At 66.4% G+C, this 21,049-nt stretch carries 13 protein-coding genes and 3 pseudogenes; 8 read left to right on the plus strand and 8 right to left on the minus strand.

All coding sequences use genetic code 11. The features are described from left to right. The first annotated feature begins 110 nt into the window (after positions 1-110). Genes G6N41_RS02795 through G6N41_RS02805 form a run of 3 tightly spaced genes read left to right on the plus strand, consistent with a single transcriptional unit; the run spans position 111 to position 2,493 of the window. Positions 111-1,406: a hypothetical protein gene (locus G6N41_RS02795; protein WP_198966538.1), complete on the plus strand. Its 1,296-nt coding sequence runs from the start codon at positions 111-113 to the stop codon at positions 1,404-1,406. Between the two features lie 35 nt (positions 1,407-1,441). Continuing rightward, the gene (locus tag G6N41_RS02800) at positions 1,442-2,155 is read left to right on the plus strand and encodes a glycosyltransferase family 2 protein (RefSeq protein ID WP_198966539.1); all 714 of its coding nucleotides are present in this window, start codon (positions 1,442-1,444) and stop codon (positions 2,153-2,155) included. Beyond that, on the plus strand, positions 2,152-2,493 hold the full coding sequence (locus tag G6N41_RS02805) for a DUF2304 domain-containing protein (RefSeq protein WP_198966540.1): 342 nt from the start codon (positions 2,152-2,154) through the stop codon (positions 2,491-2,493). Before G6N41_RS02800 ends, G6N41_RS02805 begins: the two co-directional genes overlap by 4 nt. A gap of 15 nt (positions 2,494-2,508) precedes the next feature. On the opposite strand, the gene G6N41_RS02810 is transcribed toward G6N41_RS02805, so the two are convergent. Beyond that, positions 2,509-3,453: an NAD-dependent epimerase/dehydratase family protein gene (locus tag G6N41_RS02810; protein WP_198966541.1), complete on the minus strand. Its 945-nt coding sequence runs from the start codon at positions 3,451-3,453 to the stop codon at positions 2,509-2,511. Positions 3,454-3,485: 32 nt separating this feature from the next. Here G6N41_RS02810 and G6N41_RS02815 point away from each other — a divergent pair, with 32 nt between their 5' ends. From G6N41_RS02815 to istA, 3 genes and pseudogenes are all read left to right on the plus strand, one after another. Next, positions 3,486-5,270: a hypothetical protein gene (locus G6N41_RS02815; RefSeq protein ID WP_198966542.1), complete on the plus strand. Its 1,785-nt coding sequence runs from the start codon at positions 3,486-3,488 to the stop codon at positions 5,268-5,270. A 141-nt stretch (positions 5,271-5,411) separates the two neighbouring features. Further along, a pseudogene (locus G6N41_RS29420) lies at positions 5,412-7,213 on the plus strand (PE family protein). A 447-nt stretch (positions 7,214-7,660) separates the two neighbouring features. Beyond that, positions 7,661-8,922: pseudogene (gene istA, locus G6N41_RS02825) on the plus strand (IS21 family transposase); the annotation flags it as partial. An 11-nt stretch (positions 8,923-8,933) separates the two neighbouring features. Here the strand turns inward: istA and G6N41_RS02830 are convergent. After that, positions 8,934-9,806, minus strand: coding sequence for an IS5 family transposase (locus G6N41_RS02830; protein WP_407663770.1), 873 nt, complete (start codon positions 9,804-9,806; stop codon positions 8,934-8,936). A 46-nt stretch (positions 9,807-9,852) separates the two neighbouring features. On the opposite strand from G6N41_RS02830, the pseudogene G6N41_RS02835 reads away from it, so the two are divergent. Together G6N41_RS02835 and istB are read left to right on the plus strand one after the other, a co-directional pair. Next, a pseudogene (locus G6N41_RS02835) lies at positions 9,853-10,113 on the plus strand (IS21 family transposase); the annotation flags it as partial. Then, a complete protein-coding gene (istB, locus tag G6N41_RS02840; protein ID WP_198965366.1) occupies positions 10,110-10,922 on the plus strand; it encodes an IS21-like element helper ATPase IstB in 813 nt (270 codons plus the stop codon). The pseudogene G6N41_RS02835 and the gene istB, both read left to right, overlap by 4 nt. A 655-nt stretch (positions 10,923-11,577) precedes the next feature. On the opposite strand, the gene G6N41_RS02845 is transcribed toward istB, so the two are convergent. The 6 genes from G6N41_RS02845 to eccA all read right to left on the minus strand — a co-directional run bounded on the left by G6N41_RS02845 (position 11,578) and on the right by eccA (position 20,964). After that, positions 11,578-13,857 carry a secretion protein EspK gene (locus tag G6N41_RS02845; RefSeq protein ID WP_198966543.1) on the minus strand — a complete coding sequence of 760 codons (2,280 nt, stop codon included), beginning with the start codon at positions 13,855-13,857 and terminating at the stop codon, positions 11,578-11,580. A 408-nt stretch (positions 13,858-14,265) separates the two neighbouring features. Continuing rightward, positions 14,266-14,604 carry a YbaB/EbfC family nucleoid-associated protein gene (locus tag G6N41_RS02850; RefSeq protein WP_038581196.1) on the minus strand — a complete coding sequence of 113 codons (339 nt, stop codon included), beginning with the start codon at positions 14,602-14,604 and terminating at the stop codon, positions 14,266-14,268. A 45-nt stretch (positions 14,605-14,649) separates the two neighbouring features. After that, entirely contained in the window at positions 14,650-16,014 is a 1,365-nt protein-coding gene (espB, locus tag G6N41_RS02855) for an EspB family ESX-1 secretion system-associated protein (protein WP_198966544.1), read from the minus strand. 99 nt (positions 16,015-16,113) lie between these two features. Then, the gene (eccE, locus tag G6N41_RS02860) at positions 16,114-17,511 is read right to left on the minus strand and encodes a type VII secretion protein EccE (protein ID WP_198966545.1); all 1,398 of its coding nucleotides are present in this window, start codon (positions 17,509-17,511) and stop codon (positions 16,114-16,116) included. Beyond that, complete coding sequence (gene mycP1, locus G6N41_RS02865) at positions 17,508-18,848, minus strand: type VII secretion system ESX-1 serine protease mycosin MycP1 (RefSeq protein ID WP_198966546.1); 1,341 nt, start codon at positions 18,846-18,848, stop codon at positions 17,508-17,510. Before mycP1 ends, eccE begins: the two co-directional genes overlap by 4 nt. A gap of 256 nt (positions 18,849-19,104) precedes the next feature. Then, positions 19,105-20,964, minus strand: a complete 1,860-nt coding sequence (gene eccA / locus G6N41_RS02870; protein ID WP_198967691.1) for a type VII secretion AAA-ATPase EccA — start codon at positions 20,962-20,964, stop codon at positions 19,105-19,107. Positions 20,965-21,049 lie beyond the last annotated feature (85 nt).

Genomic DNA, 21,049 nt, shown 5'->3' on the forward strand with positions numbered 1-21,049 from the left:
GAGCCCCTCAGGGCAAGCCAAAACAACGCCGAACCGGCCTGGCGAGCACCCACGGCCCACACGCCTAGTATTTGCAAGCGTGGCTGCAAACGTGCCCAGCATCAGGTCGGTTGGCCGTTAGTGCTGCCAGGGTGACCGAAGTAGGGGGAACAACGGGAGCGGCGGGCGCCTCTGGGAGGGCGATCGCGCGAGGCAGCGTGGCACGCGTCGGCACCGCCACCGCGGTCACCGCGCTGTGCGGTTATACGGTGATCTATCTGGCCGCCCGGGACTTGGCTCCCAGCGGCTTCTCCGTGTTCGGGGTGTTCTGGGGCGCATTCGGCCTGGTTTCCGGCGCCGCCAACGGGCTCCTGCAAGAAGCCACGCGCGAAGTCCGCTCCGCGCGGTACCTGGACGTCGTGCCGGAAGGAGGCCGCACCCATCCCCTGCGAATCGCCGGGATGGTCGGGCTGGCCTCGGCCGTGGTGATCGCGGGCAGCTCGCCGCTGTGGAGCGGGCGGGTGTTCGTGGAGGACCGCTGGTTGTCGGTGGGACTGCTCAGTGTGGGACTGGCCGGATTCTGTCTGCATGCCACGCTTTTGGGCATGCTGGCCGGCACCAACCGGTGGTCGCACTACGGATCGTTGATGGTGACCGACGCGATAATCCGAGTGGCGGTCGCGGCGGCAACGTTTGCCATTGGGTGGGGTCTGGTCGGCTTCCTGTGGGCGACGGTGGCGGGCTCGGTCTCCTGGCTGATTCTGCTGCTGGCTTCGCCCGTCGCGCGCGCGACGGCACGCTTGCTGACGCCGGGCAGCACGGCAACGTTCCTGCGGGGTGCCGCGCATTCGATCACCGCCGCCGGTGCCAGCGCGATTCTGGTGATGGGGTTTCCGGTCCTGCTGAAGCTGACCTCCAACGAGCTCGGCCCCCAGGGCGGGGTGATCATCTTGGCGGTGACCTTGACCCGTGCGCCGCTGCTGGTGCCGCTGACCGCGATGCAGGGAAACCTCATCGCCCATTTCGTCGACGAGAGCGCGCAGCGACTGCGGGCACTGATCTCGCCGGCCGCACTCATCGGCGGTATCGGTGCGATCGGGGTGCTGGCCGCGGGAGCGGTGGGCCCGTGGTTACTGCGTTCGGCCTTCGGGCAGCAATATCAGGCCAGCGGCGCCCTGCTGGCCTGGCTGAGCGCGGCCGCCGTGGCGATCGCCATGTTGACGCTCACCGGAGCCGCGGCGGTGGCGGCCGCACTGCACCGGGCTTACTCACTAGGCTGGGTGAGCGCGACAGCGGCATCAGGGTTGCTGCTGCTGTTGCCGCTACCGCTGGAAGCCCGCACGGTGGTGGCGCTGTTGTGTGGCCCATTGGTAGGGATCGGTGTTCATCTGCTCGCGCTGGCGCGCGCCGGATACGCGAGCAGATGATGGGCACTGGCCAAGCGTGTAATTTGTGGGCCTAGATGGCCGTGAAAATGGATATTGATACGCATCACCCCGACGTCTGGATCGTCGTTCCCGCCTTCAACGAAGCCACCGTCATCGGCGAGGTGATCGCGCAACTGCGGTCAACCTTCGGCCATGTGGTGTGCGTGGACGACGGCAGCACCGACGGCACCGGCGATATCGCCCTGCGGGCCGGGGCTCACGTGGTGGCTCATCCGATCAATCTGGGCCAGGGCGCGGCCATCCAGACCGGGGTCGAATACGCCCGTAAGCAGCCGGGAGCCCAGATCTTCGCCACGTTCGACGCCGACGGTCAGCACCGCGTCAAGGACCTGGCCGCCATGGTGGATCGGTTGTCGGTCGGCGACGTCGACGTGGTGATCGGAACCCGCTTCGGGCGGCCCGTCGGGAGCCGCCCGCCCCTGCTGAAGCGAATTGTGCTGCAGACCGCGGCGCGCCTGAGTCCGCGCGGTCGCCGGTTGGGCCTGACCGATACCAACAACGGCCTGCGGGTGTTCAACAAGACCGTGGCCGATGGGCTGAACATCACCATGAGCGGGATGAGCCACGCCACCGAGTTCGTCATGCTGATCGCCGAAAACCATTGGCGCGTTGCCGAAGAAGCCGTCGAGGTGCTCTACACCGACTACTCGAAGTCGAAAGGGCAGCCCCTGCTCAACGGCGTCAACATCATTTTCGACGGGTTTTTGCGAGGGAGGATGCGACGATGAACTGTATCCAGGTGCTGTTGATCGGGTCGATCATCGCGTTGCTGTTCTATCTGCTGCGCTCCCGCCGCAGCGCCCGGTCGCGGGCATGGGTCAAAGTCGGCTACGTCCTATTCGTCCTGGCCAGTATCTACGCGGTGCTACGACCGGACGACACCACGGTGGTCGCACATTGGTTCGGAGTGCGCCGGGGCACCGATCTGATGCTCTACGCGCTGATCATGGCGTTCAGCTTCACCACGCTGAGCACCTACATGCGGTTCAAAGACCTGGAGCTGCGCTACGCGCGGCTGGCCCGCGCCATAGCGCTCGAAGGAGCTCAGACACCGGAGCCACGCTGAGGCCGGCCCAGACAATCAGCTGCCGTGGGTTCGCCGGAAGTAGTCGACGGTGCGCCGCACCCCGTCTGCCAGTTCGACTTGCGGACACCAGCCCAGCACCTCTTCGGCCCGGCTGATGTCGAGGCAGGACCGTTTCAGGTCGCCCAGCCGCAGCGGGTGAAACTCCGGGTCGTCGGGGCCGCCGACGGCCGCGGCCACAGCTGAGTGCAGTTGGCGGTCCGAGGTTTCCACGCCGGTGCCGATGTTGAACCGTTGGCCGCCGCCCACGTCGCCGCCCGCCTTGACGAAGGCATCGACGACGTCGTCGACAAACACGTAGTCGCGGGTGTTGGTGCCGTCGCCGAACACCTTGGTGGGCTTACCCGACAGCAGCGCCTGCGCGAAGATCGCCACCACCCCCGCCTCGCCGTGCGGGTCTTGGCGCGGGCCGTACACATTGGCCGGGGCGATGTGGGAACACTCCAGGCCGTACAGATGCCGAAATGTGTTGAGGTAGATCTCCGCGGCAACCTTGCCGGCGGCATACGGCGATGCCGGGTCGGTGGGCACCCGCTCGCTGGTCGGGTACTGCGGCGGGGTGCCATAGATGGATCCGCCCGAGGAGGTATGCACCACCTTGCGGACGCCGGTGAGCCGGGCCGCTTCGGCCAGCCGCAGGGTACCGATGACATTGACCGAGGCGTCGAATTGCGGATCGGCCACCGAATGGCGGACGTCGATTTGCGCCGCCAGATGAAAAATCACTTCGGGCCGGTGCTGCTCGAAAATTGCCTGCAGATCCACGTCCACGATGTCGGCTTCGACGAAGACATGCGCAAGGTTGTCGACCAGATGCTCGAGATTGGTCGCCCGGCCAGTTGCGAAATTATCCAGTCCGACCACCGTATGACCGTCTGCCAGGAGACGGTCGACCAGTGTCGATCCGATGAAACCGGCCGCGCCGGTGACCAGTGCACGCACCGGCCCACAATACCGACCGGTAAGAAATAACCATGCCCACCCGGACCAGGCCCGTGCCCAAGGTCGCGGTGGCCGCCATCGCGCTGATCATGATTCAGCTGGGGGTTCGCGCCGTGCTGGCGTTCCGGGGGTATTTCTATTGGGACGATTTGATCCTGGTCGGCCGGGCCGGCACCCAGGACCTACTCTCGGCGACCTACCTGTTCGACGACCATGACGGCCACGTCATGCCCGGCGCATTTCTGGTTGCCGGCATCATCATCCGGCTGATGCCGCTGGATTGGACCGGACCCGCGATAAGCCTGGTGGTGTTGCAGCTGCTGGCATCGCTAGCGCTGCTGCGAGCGCTCTACGTGATCCTGGGCTGGCGCCGGGTCTTGCTCATCCCGCTGACGTTCGCGCTGTTCACCCCGCTGGGGGTGCCCGGATTCGCGTGGTGGGCGGCGGCACTGAACTCGCTGCCGCTGCTGGCGGCGCTGGCCTGGGTGTGCGGTGATGCGATCCTGCTGATCCGCACCGGCAACCAGCGATACGCGGTGAGCGCGGTGCTCGCCTACTTCGCCGGCCTGCTGTTCTTCGAAAAGGCGGCGGTGGTCCCGTTCGTCGCCTTCGCGGTCAGCGCCCTGGTCTGCCATGTCGGCGGCGACAAGCGTCCGCTGCGCACGGCCTGGCAGGCCGGGATCCGGTTGTGGACGGCGGCGCTGGCGCTGACCGCCGGCTGGATGGTGCTCTATCTGGCCGTGGTTGACCAGAAGCGCTGGAGTGGGGATCTGGCAATGACCTGGGACCTGCTGTGTCGATCGATCACGCACGGCATCGTGGGGGGCCTGGCCGGCGGACCGTGGCGCTGGGATCGCTGGGCCCCGGCGTCCCCGTGGGCGACGCCGCCGCCGACGGTGATGGCGCTCGGATGGCTGGTGCTGGCCGGGCTACTCGGCTTGTCGCTGATCCGTAAACGACGCATCGGCGCGGTGTGGCTGACCGCGGCCGGCTACGCCGTCGCCTGCCAGGTGCCGATCTACCTGATGCGCTCATCGCGGTTCACCGCCCTGGAATTGGCGCAGACGCTGCGCTATTTCCCCGATCTGGTGGTGGTGTTGGCGCTGTTGGCCGCCGTCGCCTTGACCGCGGCGAATCGGCCGTCAGATTGGTTGAATGCCTCGCGCGTCCGGGCCAGCACGATCACCGCCGCGGCGATGCTATTCCTGGCCAGCAGCCTCTACTCGACGGCGACCTTTCTGACCAGCTGGCGCGACAACCCGGCCAAGTCATACCTGCAGAATGCGGAAGCGAGCTTGGCTGGCGCCCAGATAAATTCGAATGCCCCGCTACTGGATCAAGAAGTCGATCCACTGGTGCTGCAACGGGTGGCCTGGCCGGAAAACCTGGCCAGCCATATGTTCGCGCTGTTGCCGAACCGCCCCGATTTCGCGACGGCGACAACCAAACTGAGAATGTTTACCAGCTCTGGAAATTTGGTCGATGCGCGAGTTACCTGGATACGGACGATTGTTCCCGGCCCCATGCCCCAATGCGGCTATTTCGCGCAGCCAGACCAGCCCGCACGGCTGGTCCTGGACGGCCCGTTGCTACCCGCCGACTGGACCGTTGAACTCAATTATCTTGCCAACAGCGACGGGTCGATAACGCTGGCGCTGCCGGAGGGACCCGAGCGCAAAGTTCCGGTGCATCCGGGCCTCAACCGGGTCTACGCCCGGCTGCCAGGCGCCGGCGATGTGATCACCGTGCGAGCCAATACCACCGCATTGGCGGTGTGTGTCGCCTCCGGTCCGGTGGGTTTTCTAGCTCCCGAATAAGCGGCGCGATAATTCCCTTCCGGATGAATTAGTTGTCTCGAAGTTTTCTCCAAGACAATAACTTTCAGCGAAATTTGGCGGTAGCGTTGGCCCGCAAAGTCAACAACGGTTTTCATACCTTTCATATCTAGGAGTACAGCGGTGTCATACGTGGTGGCGGCGTCAGACCTACTGGCATCGACGGCGACTGAATTGGCACGTATCGACGCCGCGCTCAACACAGCCAATGCCGCGGCGGTGGTGCCGACGACCGTGCTGCAGGCCGCCGGCGCGGATGAGGTTTCGGCGGCGGTGGCCGCCCTGTTCTCCTCGCATGCCCGCGCCTATCAGGCACTCAGTGTCCAAGCCGGGCAGTTTCATCAGTGGTTCACCCAAACGCTGAGCGGCGCTGGACTGTCCTATGCCAGTGCCGAAGCCGCCAATGTCTCGCCCTTGCAGGTCCTCGAACGCGACGTGCTGGGACTGGTCAACGCACCCACCCAGGCGCTGTTGGGCCGTCCCATCATCGGCAACGGCGCCGACGGCGCACCCGGCAGCGGGGCCAACGGCGCCGACGGCGGCATCTTGATCGGCAACGGCGGCACCGGCGGCTCCGGTGCGCCCGGCCAAAATGGCGGCGCCGGCGGCAACGCGGGGTTGCTCGGTAGCGGCGGCACCGGAGGTGTCGGTGGGGCCGGTGCCACCGGCGGCACCGGCTGCCTGTTCTGGGGCAACGGCGGCATCGGCAGCCAAGGCGGGACCGCCATGGCGGGCGTCAACGGCGGTAGTCCCGGGCATGGCGGAAACGGTGGCAACGCGTTCCTGTTCGGCGATGGCGGCACCGGGGGCCAGGGTGGGACCGGCCTGGCCGGGGCAGACGGTGTCAACCCCACCCCCACCGGGACAGCCGGAACCGGTGCCGCCGGCGGCAACGTTAGCGGCAATGGCCCCCTGACCGGCGGAAACGGCGATACCGGTGATACCGGTGGGACCGGCGAGACCGGCGGTACCGGAGGCGCCGGCGGCAGCGCCACTGCCTCGTCGGGGTCGGCCACCGGGGGCAAGGGCGGGGCCGGCGGTGATCCCGGTGGCGGCGCCAATGGCGGGCCGGCGGTGCCGGCGGGGACGCCGAGAGCTTCACGGGGCAAGCCCACGGGGGCGCCGGCGGCGACGGCAGTCAAGGCGGAATCCCCGGCGGCTCGGGTGGCGCGGGTGGCGATGGCGGCAAGGCCACCGGTTTGGCGAGTGGCATCGGCGGCGATGGCGGCGATGGCGGCCGCGGCTTTGCCACCGACGTCTCCGGGGGTACCGCCGGTGGCGGCGGGACCGGCGGCGACGGTGGCCGTGGCGGGCTATTGATCGGCAGCGGCGGCAACGGCGGGACCGGCGGGACTGGCGGGACCGGGGGCACCGGCGCCGCCGCCGGCGTTGGCGGCAACGGCGGCAACGGCGGCGACGCGACCGCAGCGAGCTCCGCCACCGGCGGTCATGGGGGCGACGGCGGAGACTCTGACCCCTCTGTCGGCACCGGCGGTAACGGCGGCAGCGGGGGTAACGGCGGCAACGGCGGGGCGGCGAGCCTGCTGTTCGGCAATGGCGGTAGCGGCGGCGACGGCGGTTTTGGTGGGACCGGCGGCACCGGCGGTGCGGGGGGCTCGGGCGCCGGGGGCGGCGTCGGCGGAGACGGAAGCTCCCGTGGGGGCATCGGCGGTAACGGCGGCGACGGCGGTGACGGCGGTGACGGCGCCCAGGGCGGCGAGAGCGGTGCCACCGGCTCGGTGGGCGGCATCGGCAGTCAGGGAGGCATCTTGTTCAGCCACGCCGGCGCCGACGGCTCGACGGGGGCCCCTGGCGCTGGGGGCGCGGGTGGTGCTGGCGGCGCCGCCGGCGGCTTCGGTGCCGGCGGCAGCGGGGCCACCGCGGGCGCAGACGGCAAAGCGGGCGCGACCGGCCCGCACGGCTGACCACCACAAACAAACGAGCCGCCTAGGAGAATCGCACTCCTGACCTATTCATGATGGTTAAAGCGGGATCAGGTGTTGTCTCGATCCCAGGGATTTCAGATTTACGCAGTTCAGAGCATCGCTTGCATGTTCGATTGCGCCTCTGCGTGCAGGCGAGCGCAGGGTTTTCGCGCCCCGGAACCGAGTTCTCCCGCCCTCTCTCACGCACGGATGCACGCCGCGTGTCCCCGAGAACAATCGCCCCAGTGCCCGGCACAATCAGGCCGGCAGTGAGCACGACAACTGTCCGTGGCCATGAAAAAGTAGCCACTGGTGGCCAAGTCGAGGTATCCAGTTTTGGCCAGATAAAAGTATCCACCCCGTGTTCGTCGTGTCGATCAGGAACTGTGGTCCCCGATGGTGACGGTGAAGGCGCCAACCAATGGCCATCACCACCGGGGAGTTCCATTGAAGTCTGTGAAGGACCGCATGGACATCATTTCTGCCGATCAACAGCTCGGGTCGTACCGGGCCGCCGCCGACGCGTGCGGCACCACGCATCGCACCGTCAAGAAGATCATCGACAAATTCGAGGCCGACCAGGCCGGCATACCGCCGGCACGGCGGGCCGAACGAGGGCACAACTACGATTCGGTGGCCGAGCTGGTCGCCGAACGTGTCGAGAAATCTGGAGGCCGGATCTCGGCCAAGCGGCTGCTGCCGATCGCCCGCACCGCAGGCTACCAAGGCTCGGATCGCAACTTCCGGCGTCTTGTTGCCGAGGCGAAGACGTTGTGGCGCAGCGCCAATCACTGCGGGCGCCGTCCAGCGGTATGGTCACCAGGGCAGTACCTGGTGATCGACTGGGCCCAAGCGGCACCGGGATTGTTCCTGTTCTGCGCGGTGCTGGCATTCTCCCGGTGGCGATTCGTGCGTTTCGCCGCCGACCAGAAGGCCTCGACCACGCTGGCGTTGATCGCCGAAACCCTGTCGGCGATCGGCGGGGTCCCGGCGTGGGTGCTGGCTGATCGGATGGCCTGCCTCAAAGGCGGGTAGTCGCCAATGTGGTCGTCCCGACCCCGGATTACATCCGACTGGCCACCCATTACGGGTTCGCCCCGGACTTCTGTCACGCCAACGACCCACAATCCAAGGGCATCGTGGAGAACCTGTGCGGCTATGCCCAACGCGACCTGGCGGTGCCGCTGCTGACCCAGTCCGCTGTCGACGGCGTGCCGATCGACATCCGGGCCGCCAACGCCGCTGCGGCGGCGTGGTGCGACGAGGTCAATGCCCTGGCGCACTCGGAGATTCAGGCGATTCCCGACGAACGGTTGGTCTCCGAACGCCAAGTACTGCAACCACTTCCATCGTTGCGCTTACAGATCGGGGCGCCCACGGTGCTGCGCAAGGTCGACCGACTCTCCTGTGTGCGCTACGGCTCGGCCCGCTACTCGGTACCCACCCGGCTGATCGGCACCACCGTGGCAGTGGTGGTCGATCACGGCGCGGTCTGCCTGGTCGAACCGGCTACCGGGATGATCGTGGCCGAACACGAACTGGTCGCCCCAGACTCAGCGTCGATCCTCGATGAGCACTACGACGGGCCAAGGCTGGCACCGAGTCGGGGCCCGCGGCCCAAGACCAGCGTGGAGAAGCAGTTCTGCGCCCTCGGCGCGGACGCCGAGGCATTCCTCGTCGGCGCCGCGGCGATCGACAACACCCGACTAGGTCCTGTCTGCTAATTGCGGACGCGGTGGTAGGTGATGATGGCGGCCAGGGTGACACCGCCGAGGTAGGTCAGGGCGTATTCGTCGTAGCAGGTGGCGACCGCGCGCCAGTGTTTGAGCCGGTTGAAGCTTCGCTCGACGGTGTTGCGGTGCTTGTAAATTCGGCCTGAGAACCCCGGAGGCCGTCCTCCGTTGCGGCCTTTGGCTTTGCGGCGGGTGATCTGGTCGCTGCGCTCGGGGATGGTATGGGCGATCTTGAGCCGGCGCAGCTGTGCCCGCGTCGAGTCATAGGAGTACGCCTTGTCCGCCAGCAGGCGAAACGGGGCGTATGAGTTGCTGCACCGGGCGGCCAGCAATGGCCAAAGCATCGGATTATCACCGGCTTGACCGGCCGACAGTGCCAGGGTGACCGGACTGCACAGCTGGTCGGTCAAGGCGTGGATCTTGGTAGTCAGCCCGCCGCGGGAATGCCCAATGGCGTGGTCATCGGGCTCATCGAGATATTTCTTGTAATTCGACAGATCCCCCTGTGCGGCGCCCGGGGCGCGCCCGGCTGCGTGTTGGTGGGCGCGCACACTGGTCGAATCGACCGACAACAGTGCGCCCAGGTCGGCGTCCTCGGCGTCGAGGTCAGAGGCGATCGCCGCGAAGATCCGCGCGTAGATGCCATCGACCGACCAGCGTAGATGCCTCTCGGCCACCGATTGCCAGGGACCGAAGTGCTCGGGCAGGTCACACCACGGAGATCCCGTACGGTAACGCCAGATAATGCCCTCCAGAGTACGTCGATGATCGTTCCACGGCCGGCCACGCCGCCGCCCCGCAGGCAACACCGCCACGATCAGCGACCACAAATCATCAGAAATCGCATGCGTCCGCATCACCCAAACAGCATCAGCCAAAACACCATTCACATTAAGCAGACACGCCCTAGCCGCAGAGCTGGAGATCCTGCTCGCCCTGGGGGCCGCCCACGGCACCGACGCGCTGATCGCGGCGCTGCACCGGGCGGTAGCGTTTCGCCGGTTCCGGGCCGCCGACGTGCGCTCCATCCTGGCCGCGGGCACCGGAACCCCACAACCCCGCCCTGCCGGGGATGCGCTGATTCTGGACCTACCGGTCGCCCCGATGCGTTCCCTGGACGCCTACAAGATCGGACCCGTCGGAGCCGATGACGAGGTGATCTCATGACCACGACATCACCAACGACTGCCGTCGAACCCGTGGCGCCGCCGTCGTTGCCGCCGCTGGCCGCTGATCTGGATGCCGGGCTGCGGCGGTTGAAGTTGGCCGCGGTGCGGCGCAGCGCACCCGAGGTCTTGCTGACCGCCAAGACCCAACGCTGGACTCCTGAGGAAGTGCTGCGCACGCTCGTCGAGACCGAACTGGCCGCCCGGGATGCCTCCAACATCGTCAACCGACTCAAGGCCGCCGCGTTCCCCGTCTCGAAAACGTTGGAGTCCTTCGACGTGGCCGCCTCGTCGATCCCGCCGAAGGTTTTCGACTACCTGTCAAGTCTGGAATGGATACGGGCCCAACAGAACCTGGCGATCATCGGCCCGGCCGGCACCGGCAAATCCCACACCCTGATCGGGTTGGGGACCGCGGCGATCCACGCCGGGCTCAGGGTCCGCTACTTCACCGCCGCTGATCTCGTCGAGACCCTCTACCGCGGCCTGGCCGACAACACCGTCGGCAAGATCATCGAATCGCTGCTGCGGGTCGACCTGATCATCTTGGACGAACTCGGCTTCGCCCCACTCGATGACACCGGTACCCAACTGCTGTTCCGCTTGGTCGCCGGCGCCTACGAACGCCGCAGCCTGGCCATCGGGTCACACTGGCCCTTCGAACAATGGGGCCGGTTCCTGCCCGAGCAGACCACCGCAGTCAGCATCCTCAACCGCCTGCTACACCACGCCACCCTCGTCATCACCGACGGCGACTCCTACCGCATGAAGGACGCCCAGCACCGGAAGGAGCAACCCACACCAACCTAGGAACTACCGCCCGGGGTGGATACTTCTATCTGGCCACCAGCGGATACTTCAACTTGGCCATTGACACCCCGCTTCCGCTTCTCGCTCAATCTCCCCTACGTCCGATTCGAATCCGTCAAATTGGGTCTCCCATGCGTCCGATTCGAATCCGTCAGGTTCAAACAATCCTGCGTCCGGCTCTAAGTGGGCGAGCAAATCTTCAAAGATTCGGTTATAGGTCGCCGCTTCATCCGGGTGCATGAGACGAAGATTCCTTTCGAGCTATCGTTGTGCCGCCCAGCACGGCTGTCCCGCATCGTCATGTCGAAAACGCTGCTAAGCAGGCTGCACGCCTGTCCGCACGCCGACGCACTCGAGAGCGAACATCGGGTGTTCGCATCTGCTCTGCCGCGCCGAACCGCCCCGTAAGGCACCAGCAATTATCGCCACCGAATTCGCCGGATATCACACAAAATTCAGGCCTGGATATTTCAGAATGAACTTCTGATATAAATCAGAAGTAACTTCTGAAATTGATCGCGGAAGAATCGTGTATGAATTTCGGAATCAACTATAACTTACTTTCGAAAACGCACTGGCAGCGGCCTTGTTCAGGCACGCGCACAGCAGTGTCGTCTCCGGCGAGGCCCTGGCGGGGGATCGGATCACTCCGAATTCAGGACGCGTCCGCCAAAGCGTTGGCAAGCAGCCCGGCGACATAACGCCAGTACAGCCAGTCGGCGACCGCGGGCCGCTGGGCTTCAGCGTCTGCCGCGCTGTATGCCTGGTGCAGCGCGATCTCCTGGCAATGTTCGGCATAGGCGCGGAATGCACGCAGGTGCGCGACCTCGCGTCCGGTGGCGTTACTCGTCATCGGCTTCATCAGGTCGAACCAGAACATGTGCCGCTCGTCGTCTGGCGGATTGGCGTCGGCCGGCGCCGGCGGCAGCAACTCCAGCAGCCGCAGATCTTCGGTCTCTGCCAGCTGGGCCGCCGCCGAAGGGTCTACCACCTCGAGCCGCGGACGTCCGGTCATCTTGCCGCTCTCCGGAATGTCGTCGGCTTCCAGGATGATCTTGGCCGCGCCCGCGTCCGAGTTAGCCAATTGTTCGGCCGTCCCGATCACCGCGCGCAGCTTCAAGTCGTGAAACGCCGCCCAACCCTGAACGGCCAACACCGGGTAGGTGGCGAACCGGGCCTGCTCATCGGCCGGGATCGCATGGTCAGCGCTGGCCATGTAGACCTTGTGCGGTAGCTCGACATTCTCGGGTATGTAGGCCAGCCCATAACTGTTGGCCACCACGATGTCGCCGTCGGGGGTCACCGCGGTGATCCAGAAGAACCCGTAGTCGCCCTTGTTGTAGGTGTCGGGCGCGTTCAACGCGGCCGCGATGCGTCGCGCCAACCGCAAGGGGTCCTTCTTTTGATTGCGACGAGACGCCGAAGCGATGGCATCGCGCGCGGCCCGCGCCGCCGAGACCGGAACCATCGGCGATGGCGTAACGGCATCGGGCGCTTCGGACTTCTCTTTTTCGTCCGGCTTGGGTCGCTCCGGAGCCGGACGGGTCGGCGATGCGGTGCGAGCCGCCGCCGGGCGCGGCGCGGCCGTATTGGGGCCCCGGCCGCCCGACTCCACCGGTGCGCGCCCCGAGGCGGCACGCGAGCCGGCACCCGAGGCCGCTGACTGGCTTGTGCTCGAACTCGCTCCGGCCGAGGACAGGCCCGAGCTTGATCCTGCGGACACTCCTCGACCGCCGCCCGGCATCGCGCTGGCGGCAGGTGCGGCCGCGGCCCCTCCCGACGAGTCGTCGCCGTGCGCAGGGCCCGAAGGTCCCGACGGCTGGGTTGACGGTGCCGTGGACGTCTCCGTCGCCGCTGCCGGCTTCACGTGAGCCGGGTCGGTTGACGGCTGCCCCGGCGTGGACGGCGACCCCGGCTGCGATGGCGCGGGCTGCGGACTCGCGCCCGGGTCGGTGGGCCCCGGCTGCGGACCGGGCCCCGGAGCTGGCGCGGGCTGCGGTGCCGGCGCTGGGGCAGGTGCCGGGGCGGGCGCAGGGGCCGGCGCTGGGGCAGGGGTTGGCTCGACCGGCAAGACCGGGGTGTCGGGCTTCCCTGGCTTCGGCTTGCCCGGGGTGACCGGCGTCACCGGCTTGCCCGGGGTGATCGGAGTACCTGGGGTGATCGGAGTACCCGGGATACCCGGGGTCCCCGGGGTAACCGGGTGCGTTGGCCCGCCGGGTGTCGGAACCACCGGAGCACCCGGCTTCGGGTTCACCGGCGTGCCCGGTCCGCCCGGGGTAACCGGCTTGTGCGGGTTGACCGGCGTGGGTTCGAACGGCTTCGGTCCCGGTGGCCTCGGGGCTGGCTGACCTGGCGTCGGCACGGTCACCGACGGAATGCCCGGGGCCGGAGGCGTCACCTGGTGCAGCAGATCCTTGAGCGCATTGTGCGGCGGCTTCCAGTTTCTGGATGCCAGAACCTGCTCAGCGGCTTCGGCCACCAGACCCGAGTTGGCCTCGTGAGCTGAGCGGATCAGGGATGCGATCGCCGCCTTGCGCTCCTCGGGGTCAAGGTCGGCGTTGCCCTCTAGAACCCGTATTTCGCGATGAGCACCGTCCACGTTGTTGTCAATGTTTGCCTTCGCCTCGGCGATCAACCCAGCCACATGCTGGTGCCAGGTAATAACCGTGGCGAGATAGTCCTGCAGCGTGCTCATTTGCTCGAGATTGCCGCCCAGCGCACCGTTGGCCGCACTGGCGGCACCACCGGACCAGAAACCACCGTCGAAGACCTCGACCTGCTGGTGCCGGCAGGCGTCCATCACATCGGTAAACAGGTGCAGGACCCGGTTGTACTCGCGAGCCCGGTCGTAGTGGATGTCCTCGTCAGCGTCGGGCCACCCACCCGCCTCAAGCATCCGCCCGGCGTACTCCCCCGTCGGCCTCGGAATACCCATTGCCTACTCTCCTCCCCGCAGCATCCAGGCCGCAGCGACCAGACCTGTCAGGTAGGTACCCGCAGTGGATCGTTGGACCGGCGCGCACACCGCACCGCCGTTGCGCTGGCTTGCGGGCCGCGTCAGCTGGTCAGTGGTACCGGACGCCATGGTTAACCAGCGTAACCGAGGTTAAGACCAGCTAGATGCGCCAATTTGGGGATCGGGACGGGCCGACGGAAATAACACCACAGCACGGCAGACCGCCGTATCGGAGAGATTTCGCGCAGGGTTGAGCCGCGCGCAGAACGACGCAGACGCCGCGACACGAGGCACCACCGCGGTGGCGTCAATGGTCCGCTAGCGCGAACCAACAGCCGCTGACAGGCGCGCCGAGGGGACTGTTTCCACCCCTGGCGCAGGGACGGATCAGACCATCCCGTTGTTCATTGTTTGAGACATTGAGGACAACACCGCGGTCAGCTTTTCTCCCGCCGCGTCGTTGTATTTGGATGCGGCGGCCTGGGCGTTCTTCAACGCCTGGTTGACCCGCGCACTAACGACCTCCGGACCAACTTCCTTCAGCAGGCCGTCGTCGATGCGCACAGCGGTGAGCCACTGGTGCCCATTGATCGTCACCTCGACCGTCTCGGTGTCGTCTTTGCCACGGAAATTGCCGGTATTCATTTGGTTCAGCGTTCCGTCCAAGGCCGACTGGAACCGTGCCGCCAACGCCAACACCTGCGCGACTTGGGGGTCCATCTCCATGCTGGTCACCTTGACTCCTTACTGTCCTGACGACTGTCCTGACGGCTACTTGTTGTCCTGACGGCGGCGGTTACCGATTACGGCCTCGGTCCACTCGCGGTCCTCGGTGTAGAGCGCTTCCTCGTCTTGTTGAGCGCCCTTGGACTTGGCGCCGCCCTGGCCCTGGCCAGCGCCGCCCATCGGCATTCCCATGCCGCCTCCGGCCATTCCGCGACCTGCGGCGCCACCACCCTGGCCGGCACCGGCGACGTCCCCTGCCGCGGCCGGTCGCACGGACTCGCCGCCGGCCAGGGCCGCATCACCCATCGGCATCCCGCCGAGACCACCACCGCCGCCGCCCAAAGACATCGGTTTGACACCGAGGCCCTTGGACAGGTTGGACGCCGCCTCGCGACCCGCCGAGGTGAGCTCGGCGGTGTTGACGTCGGGTGTGCCGCCCGCTCCACCGGTGGGCGGAATCATCGGGGGCGTCATTCCCGAGGCCAGCCCGGTGGAACCGTCGCCGGGCGGCATCAAGAAGCCCGGGATCAGGCCCTGCGGTTGCGCGGGTGGCGGCGGGTCGATCTTGATCGCCGCCGGAGGCTTCGGCGGATTCACCGGCTCCCGATCAGCCTTGGTGTTGTATTCGCTCAACACCTTCTCCGAGGTCTCTTGATACTCGGCGTAGAGCTTGATGGCTTGCTCTTGATAGTCCGGGTCTTTCGCCAGTCTCTCGAGTTCGACGATGTCGGCCAGGGTGGGGTGCCCCCGCCTGGCCCACAGCTGCAGTTGCGCCATGAAATTGGCCTGCTTGGCCAGCGATGCACTCAGCTTGGCCATGTGGAGTATCCACTCCTTCTGCTGGTACATCGAGGCCTCGCAGGCGGTAGCGGCGTCACCCTCCCAGTTCTCGAAGATCCGGAACCGCTTGATGTCGCGTTGCAGGGCCAGGTTGAAGTTGTTCCACCCGTCGGCGAAGTTGACCAACGACGTGCCCTGGTCACCGGATTCGAGCTTCGTCGCCGCGGTCTTGAGGTCGGTGAAGTCTGATTCCCCCGCGGCCGCCACCTTCGGGGTTTCCTCCAGTGAATCGGTCTGGCCGGCGCCGGCGCCGCCCGCAGATTGGGCTTCGACCTCGCCATTGCCGTCGTTATCGAGCGCGGTTGCGGACTCGTCCTCGACCTCGCCATAAGCCGCGGCGGCGTTACGCAGCGACGTCGCCAGACGTTGCCGCTCCCGCTCGCCTGCCTGCAGATATAGGCGGACGTTGTCGGCGGAGACCGCCAGTTGTTCGGCCGCGTTGGTGGCTGCCGTGAGGCCGCACGGTGCCTGGGGCACATCAGTGGGCGGAGTCGCCATCGGCGCCTCCACCTCGTTGGCCCTGTTCAAGATTTCCTGCTGATCCACCGTGACGGTCTGCGGCTGGCTCATGTCGGATCGTCCTCCTTAGTGCTCCATGCCATTATCGTCCCTGAAACGACCGCTTGCTGCACCAAAAAATTTCGCCGCCCTCTTCCAGCCCACTTCGACCTACTTGGGCAGGGCCATCTGGAAGCGACTTTCCTCAGGTGGAGAGACCCGCCGGATCGGCAACTTGCGGTGTCGCGGGGTGCCGACCAAGTTGTGACGCAGGATCACCCGATCGATACCGGGGTGTGCGCCCAGATAGGTCGTCGCGTTCGGCCACACCACCTTGGCCTCCGCACCGACATGGGCACCGATAAGCCCGGCGAATTGTTCGAAGTGTGGTCCCACGGTGACGACACCCCCGGCAGCCGCCGAACGCACCGCGAACTGGGTGAAGGTCTGGGCGTCCCCCAGGTTGACGGTCGCATCCACGTCATCGAACGGCATGTACACCGGGCAGCGGTTCACGGTCTCGCCGATTAACACGCCCGCTGATCCGATTGGCAGTTGGCAGTGGTGATTGGCAACCAGGGTCTGCCCTTCCAACGCCGGCCGCTGACCGCCGAACAGGCGCGAGAAGCCCCGGGGAGTCTTGGGCTTTCCCACTGTGGTCAGCAACACCGTGGACCGCGGCGGCATCCCGGGAGCGATCCGGACCCTGGTAATGGTGTGGTCCGCTCGTGCGGACCACCACAAATCCGGGCCGCCGGGTGCTGTGTAGGCGGCGGTGTAGCTGTCGTGGCCCTTGATCATCGACCATTTCTCCCGCACATAACCGATGTCGGTGGCGTGGTCGTAGTCGTCGAAGCTGCGCCCGCATACCGCGTCGACGCCGTTGCTGGCCAGGCCATCGGCGATGCGAGTCGCCGACGCCACCAGATACCGAGCCAAACCGGCGAGGCCGGCCTCGCGGCGCTGCGCAGACTTGCGGGTTTGTTCCGGGTCTGCTCGCAGCATGATCCAGGTCCGCCGGCTTGCGGGAGCCGGATCGGCGCCGATCACCCGCTGGTAAAGGCTCACCACCTCTTCGGAGGCAGTGTTGCCAACGCGGTAGCCCGCCGAGACCACATCTGCTTCCAGGTCCGGGCAATGCACCGACAGCAGGTCCTCGAGCAGCCGGGTGTCCAGCACGTCGTCGGTGTGGCCCTTGCCGTCGACGATGACCGTCGGGGTAAACGGGCGGGGTTTGAGTTCGATCACCGCAATCAACCGGTCGCGTCGCCAACGCACCGCGACGTGATCCCCCGGCTTCACGGTGGCACCAACCACCGGCTCGGACGGGACATCCGGCGGTCGCCGACGCCGACGCAACCAGGCGAACACGGTAGCCACCCACCCGGTGACCCGACGACCGGCGAAAGTCACCGTCGCCTCGATGACGCCCAGCGCTACCAGGGCGATGCCCACCCACCAGTAGCGCAGGTGCAGGAACATCATGATGCAGGGCGGCGCCAGCACCGCAACGACAAGTGTGTGACCGGTGTTGACCCGGAACCGTATTGAACTGAAGGGGTTCCTCATCGGCGCCTCAACGCCCGGGCGGCCAACGTGCCCAATCCGAGCACCAGCGTCAGCCCCAGTAGCGACACCGCCACCATGGTGATCGGGCGGTGATCCGGGCCGGGTTCGATGCGTGGGGGCGGTAGTCGTCTGACGCTGGGGGGCACCGACGCCGGGCCCGGCGGGATGTCCCACGTCAGCGCCGCGACGGCATTGACCACCCCGGAGCCGACGAGATTGTCGATACCGCCTCCGGGATGTCTCGCGGTGGCCGTGATCCGGTTCATCACCTGCACCGGCGTCAGTTCCGGAAACCGTTGCCGGACCAGCGCGGCCAGACCCGAGACATAAGCCGCCGCAAACGAGGTGCCGGCGATCGGGACGGGTCCTTCTCGACCTTGCAGGGCGTTGACCGGTTCGCCGTGATCACCGAGCGCGATGATGTTCTCCGCGGGTGCCGCTACCCCCACCCACGGTCCGTGCATGGAAAACGAACTCGGTACCCCGTTCTGGCCGATGCCCCCGACAGTCAGCACCAAGGGCGCATACCAAGCCGGTGTGACCACGGTCTGCACCTTGTTCCAGCCCCGGGGATCATTGGGTGTCGACGCGTCGGGCATCGGATTCTGCGAGCAGTCGCCGCCGGTGTTACCCGCGGCGACCACGACCACGGCGTTCTTGGCGTTGACCGCATAGTCGATGGCCGCGCCCAGACTTATTTCGTCGATCGGCCTGCTCACCTTGTAGCACGCCGCCTCGCTGATGTTGATCACTCCCGCCCCGAGGTTGGCCGCATGCACCACCGCACGGGCAAGACTGCGGATGGACCCGGCCGCCGGCGTCGCGTTGGGATCATTGGGGTTGGGTTGGGAGCCAACCGGTTCGAAGGCCTCCGATGTCTGGCGCAACGAAAGCAGTCGCACGTCGGGGGCAACCCCGACGAAACCGTCAGTCGGTGCGGGGCGCCCGCCGATAATCGAGGCCGTGAGCGTGCCGTGCGCATCACAGTCCGACAGTCCGTCGCCGGCCTGATCGACGAAGTCCCCGCCCGGCTCGGCCGGGACCCGTGGTGAGGCATCCACGCCGGTATCGATCACCGCCACCGTGACGCCGGCCCCGGTCGCAAACTTGTGGGCCCCTCCGACACCCATATAGGCGTTACTCCACGGCGGATCGTGAAAGCTGGAATCGGGCAGCGTCGTGGGGCTGGTACAGAGCACTCTCTGCTCGGTGGGTTGGTCGGGACCGGTTACATCCGGCGGTACCGCGCCGGGATCGATCGAGGGAGGATCGATTGCCAAAGCCGGCGGTGCGGTCAGCAACGCCAGCGCGACCATCGTCAGCAAGGTCCGGTGCACCCCGGAATCACTCCGTTCTCTAGCCGCAGTGAAGCTCTGGCACGCTCGTTTCAGTCGTGCCTGCATTTTAGACGTAACGGGCGCGTAAACGACGCTATTCAACCCGGTGCCAGCCTTTCCATCCTGAACTGTGACCAAGCGGCGTCGGCAACTGGCTCCGCACACCGTGCCGTGCCGGCCCGGGCGTCGCTCAAAGCTGCACGAACACATGCCATTCCACGCGCCCGGGCTTACCCTCGCCAACCGGCGCGACCCGTCACCAAACGATGGCGGCCATGTCACGGTTGTCCGCGCACACGCTGCGCACCGCGGCTTCGACATCACCAGCGGCGATCATCTGAAGATCCTCGACGGACACCGCTCGCCCCGCTCGCTTCTGGGCGACCACTCGAGTGTCCCGATATCCCTCGGCGCGCTCGATGACGTTGCGCGCGAACCGCCCGTTCTGCATGGCATCGATCCCGTGTTGCCCACCCGGGGTGGTGTAGTTGCGGATGGTGGTGGCCGCATCCAAAAAGGTCTCGCGCGCCGCCTCATCGAGCAGGCTGGCGCGCGGCGCGGCATAGCGCTGCCCGATCTCGACGATTTCCGTGGGCGAATAGGACTCAAAGCGCAGCTTGCGATTGAATCGGCCGGCCAAACCCGGATTCACGCTGAGGAATTCGTCGACCTGATCCTCATAGCCCGCACCGATGAAACAGAAATCGAATCGGTGCGTCTCCAACTTGACCAGGAGCTGGTTGACCGCCTCCATGCCAATCATGTCCGGTGTTCCGTCCTGGTGACGTTCCACCAGTGAGTAAAACTCGTCCATGAAAATAATTCGGCCAAGGGACTTTTCGATCAGCTCATTTGTCTTGGGGCCCGACTCACCGATGTAGTGACCACAGAAGTCCGACCGGCGCACCTCCCGGACTTCGGGGTGCCGCACGATGCCCAGGCCGGCATAGATCTTGCCCAGCGCCTCGGCCGTTGTCGTCTTACCCGTGCCCGGCGGCCCCACCAAAAGCATGTGGTTGGTCTGCCCCTCGACCGGAAGGCCGTGTTCCAGCCGCATCACGCGGACCTCGAGCTGATCCTCGAGCGCCGACACCGCCTGTTTGACCACCGCCAGCCCCACCTGATTGGCCAGCAGCTCGCGCCCCTCGGCGAGCAACTCGGCGCGCCGGTCCGCGGCGTCATCGTCATGGAGTTCGTCGCGGCTCTTTGCGGTGGACGGATCCCAGCGATCGGTGCGGCTGGAGATGGTTTCTTCGCTGGTGACCACCAGGCGCAGGTTCGGATCGGCCAGTGCCTCTTTGGCCGCCTCGGTCAGCATCCCGTTGATAGTGGCCTTCGACAGCCAGATCTGAGCCTGGTCCTCCTCATTCAGCTGGCGATACACCATCCCGCGCACATAGGCCAGGTCGGCGACCAACAGTGGGATGTCGGCCGGTCCGATCGAAGCGGTCAGCACGCGGGCGTCGAACCGGGCCGATGACCTGCTTTGACCGATCACATCGACGCGGTCCAGCCAGTCCATGGCGACTCTGCCCTGTCCCAGATGCGCCGCGGCATGCGCGGCCAACGCACAGATCGACCCTGTCACCGCCGACATGACGATTGCCTGGGGCGGTAGCTCCTCGGCGGCCGTAGACAACACATCGGGCCACCGCTGCGTGGCGTACATCAGAAAGGTCCGGGCCAGCTGGTGCCACTGATAGTTGGCCCACGAATCCAGCAACTCGCGGTTGTCCAGGAGCGTGTCGGCTTCGGCATGCTCACCCGCGATCGCCAGCGCCGACGACAGCGCCAGGCCCACCTGTGACGCGTCGGTCACCGTGATCCCGACGTAGGGTCCCAGCTGAATATCAGCGGACAACGTCCTGCCCAGCCGCGTCGTCTCGCGATGCAGCCATTCGCTGTTCGCGTAGAGCTGTTTCAACGTGGCCAGGCTGTCGTCTCCGGCAGCAATCCGGCCCAGCCAGGCATCGGCCATAGACGGATCCGCATCGGTGGCCGTGACGAACTCCGGCAGGGCCGCCGCCCGTCCGTGCCGCGCCAACGTATCCATTGCCCGATCGAAATACCTACGCGCAGTGTGTAAATCACCCATGGTGTGCCCCATCCTCGGCACCCTGGCCGCTATCGTACCGACCGCGGGCCGCCGGGCAAGCTTGCGTTCGGCGCCCGGGGTAGCTGCAGCCACATCCACTACCTGT

The sequence above is a fragment of the Mycobacterium shottsii genome (assembly GCF_010728525.1).
Lineage (GTDB): Bacteria > Actinomycetota > Actinomycetes > Mycobacteriales > Mycobacteriaceae > Mycobacterium > Mycobacterium marinum.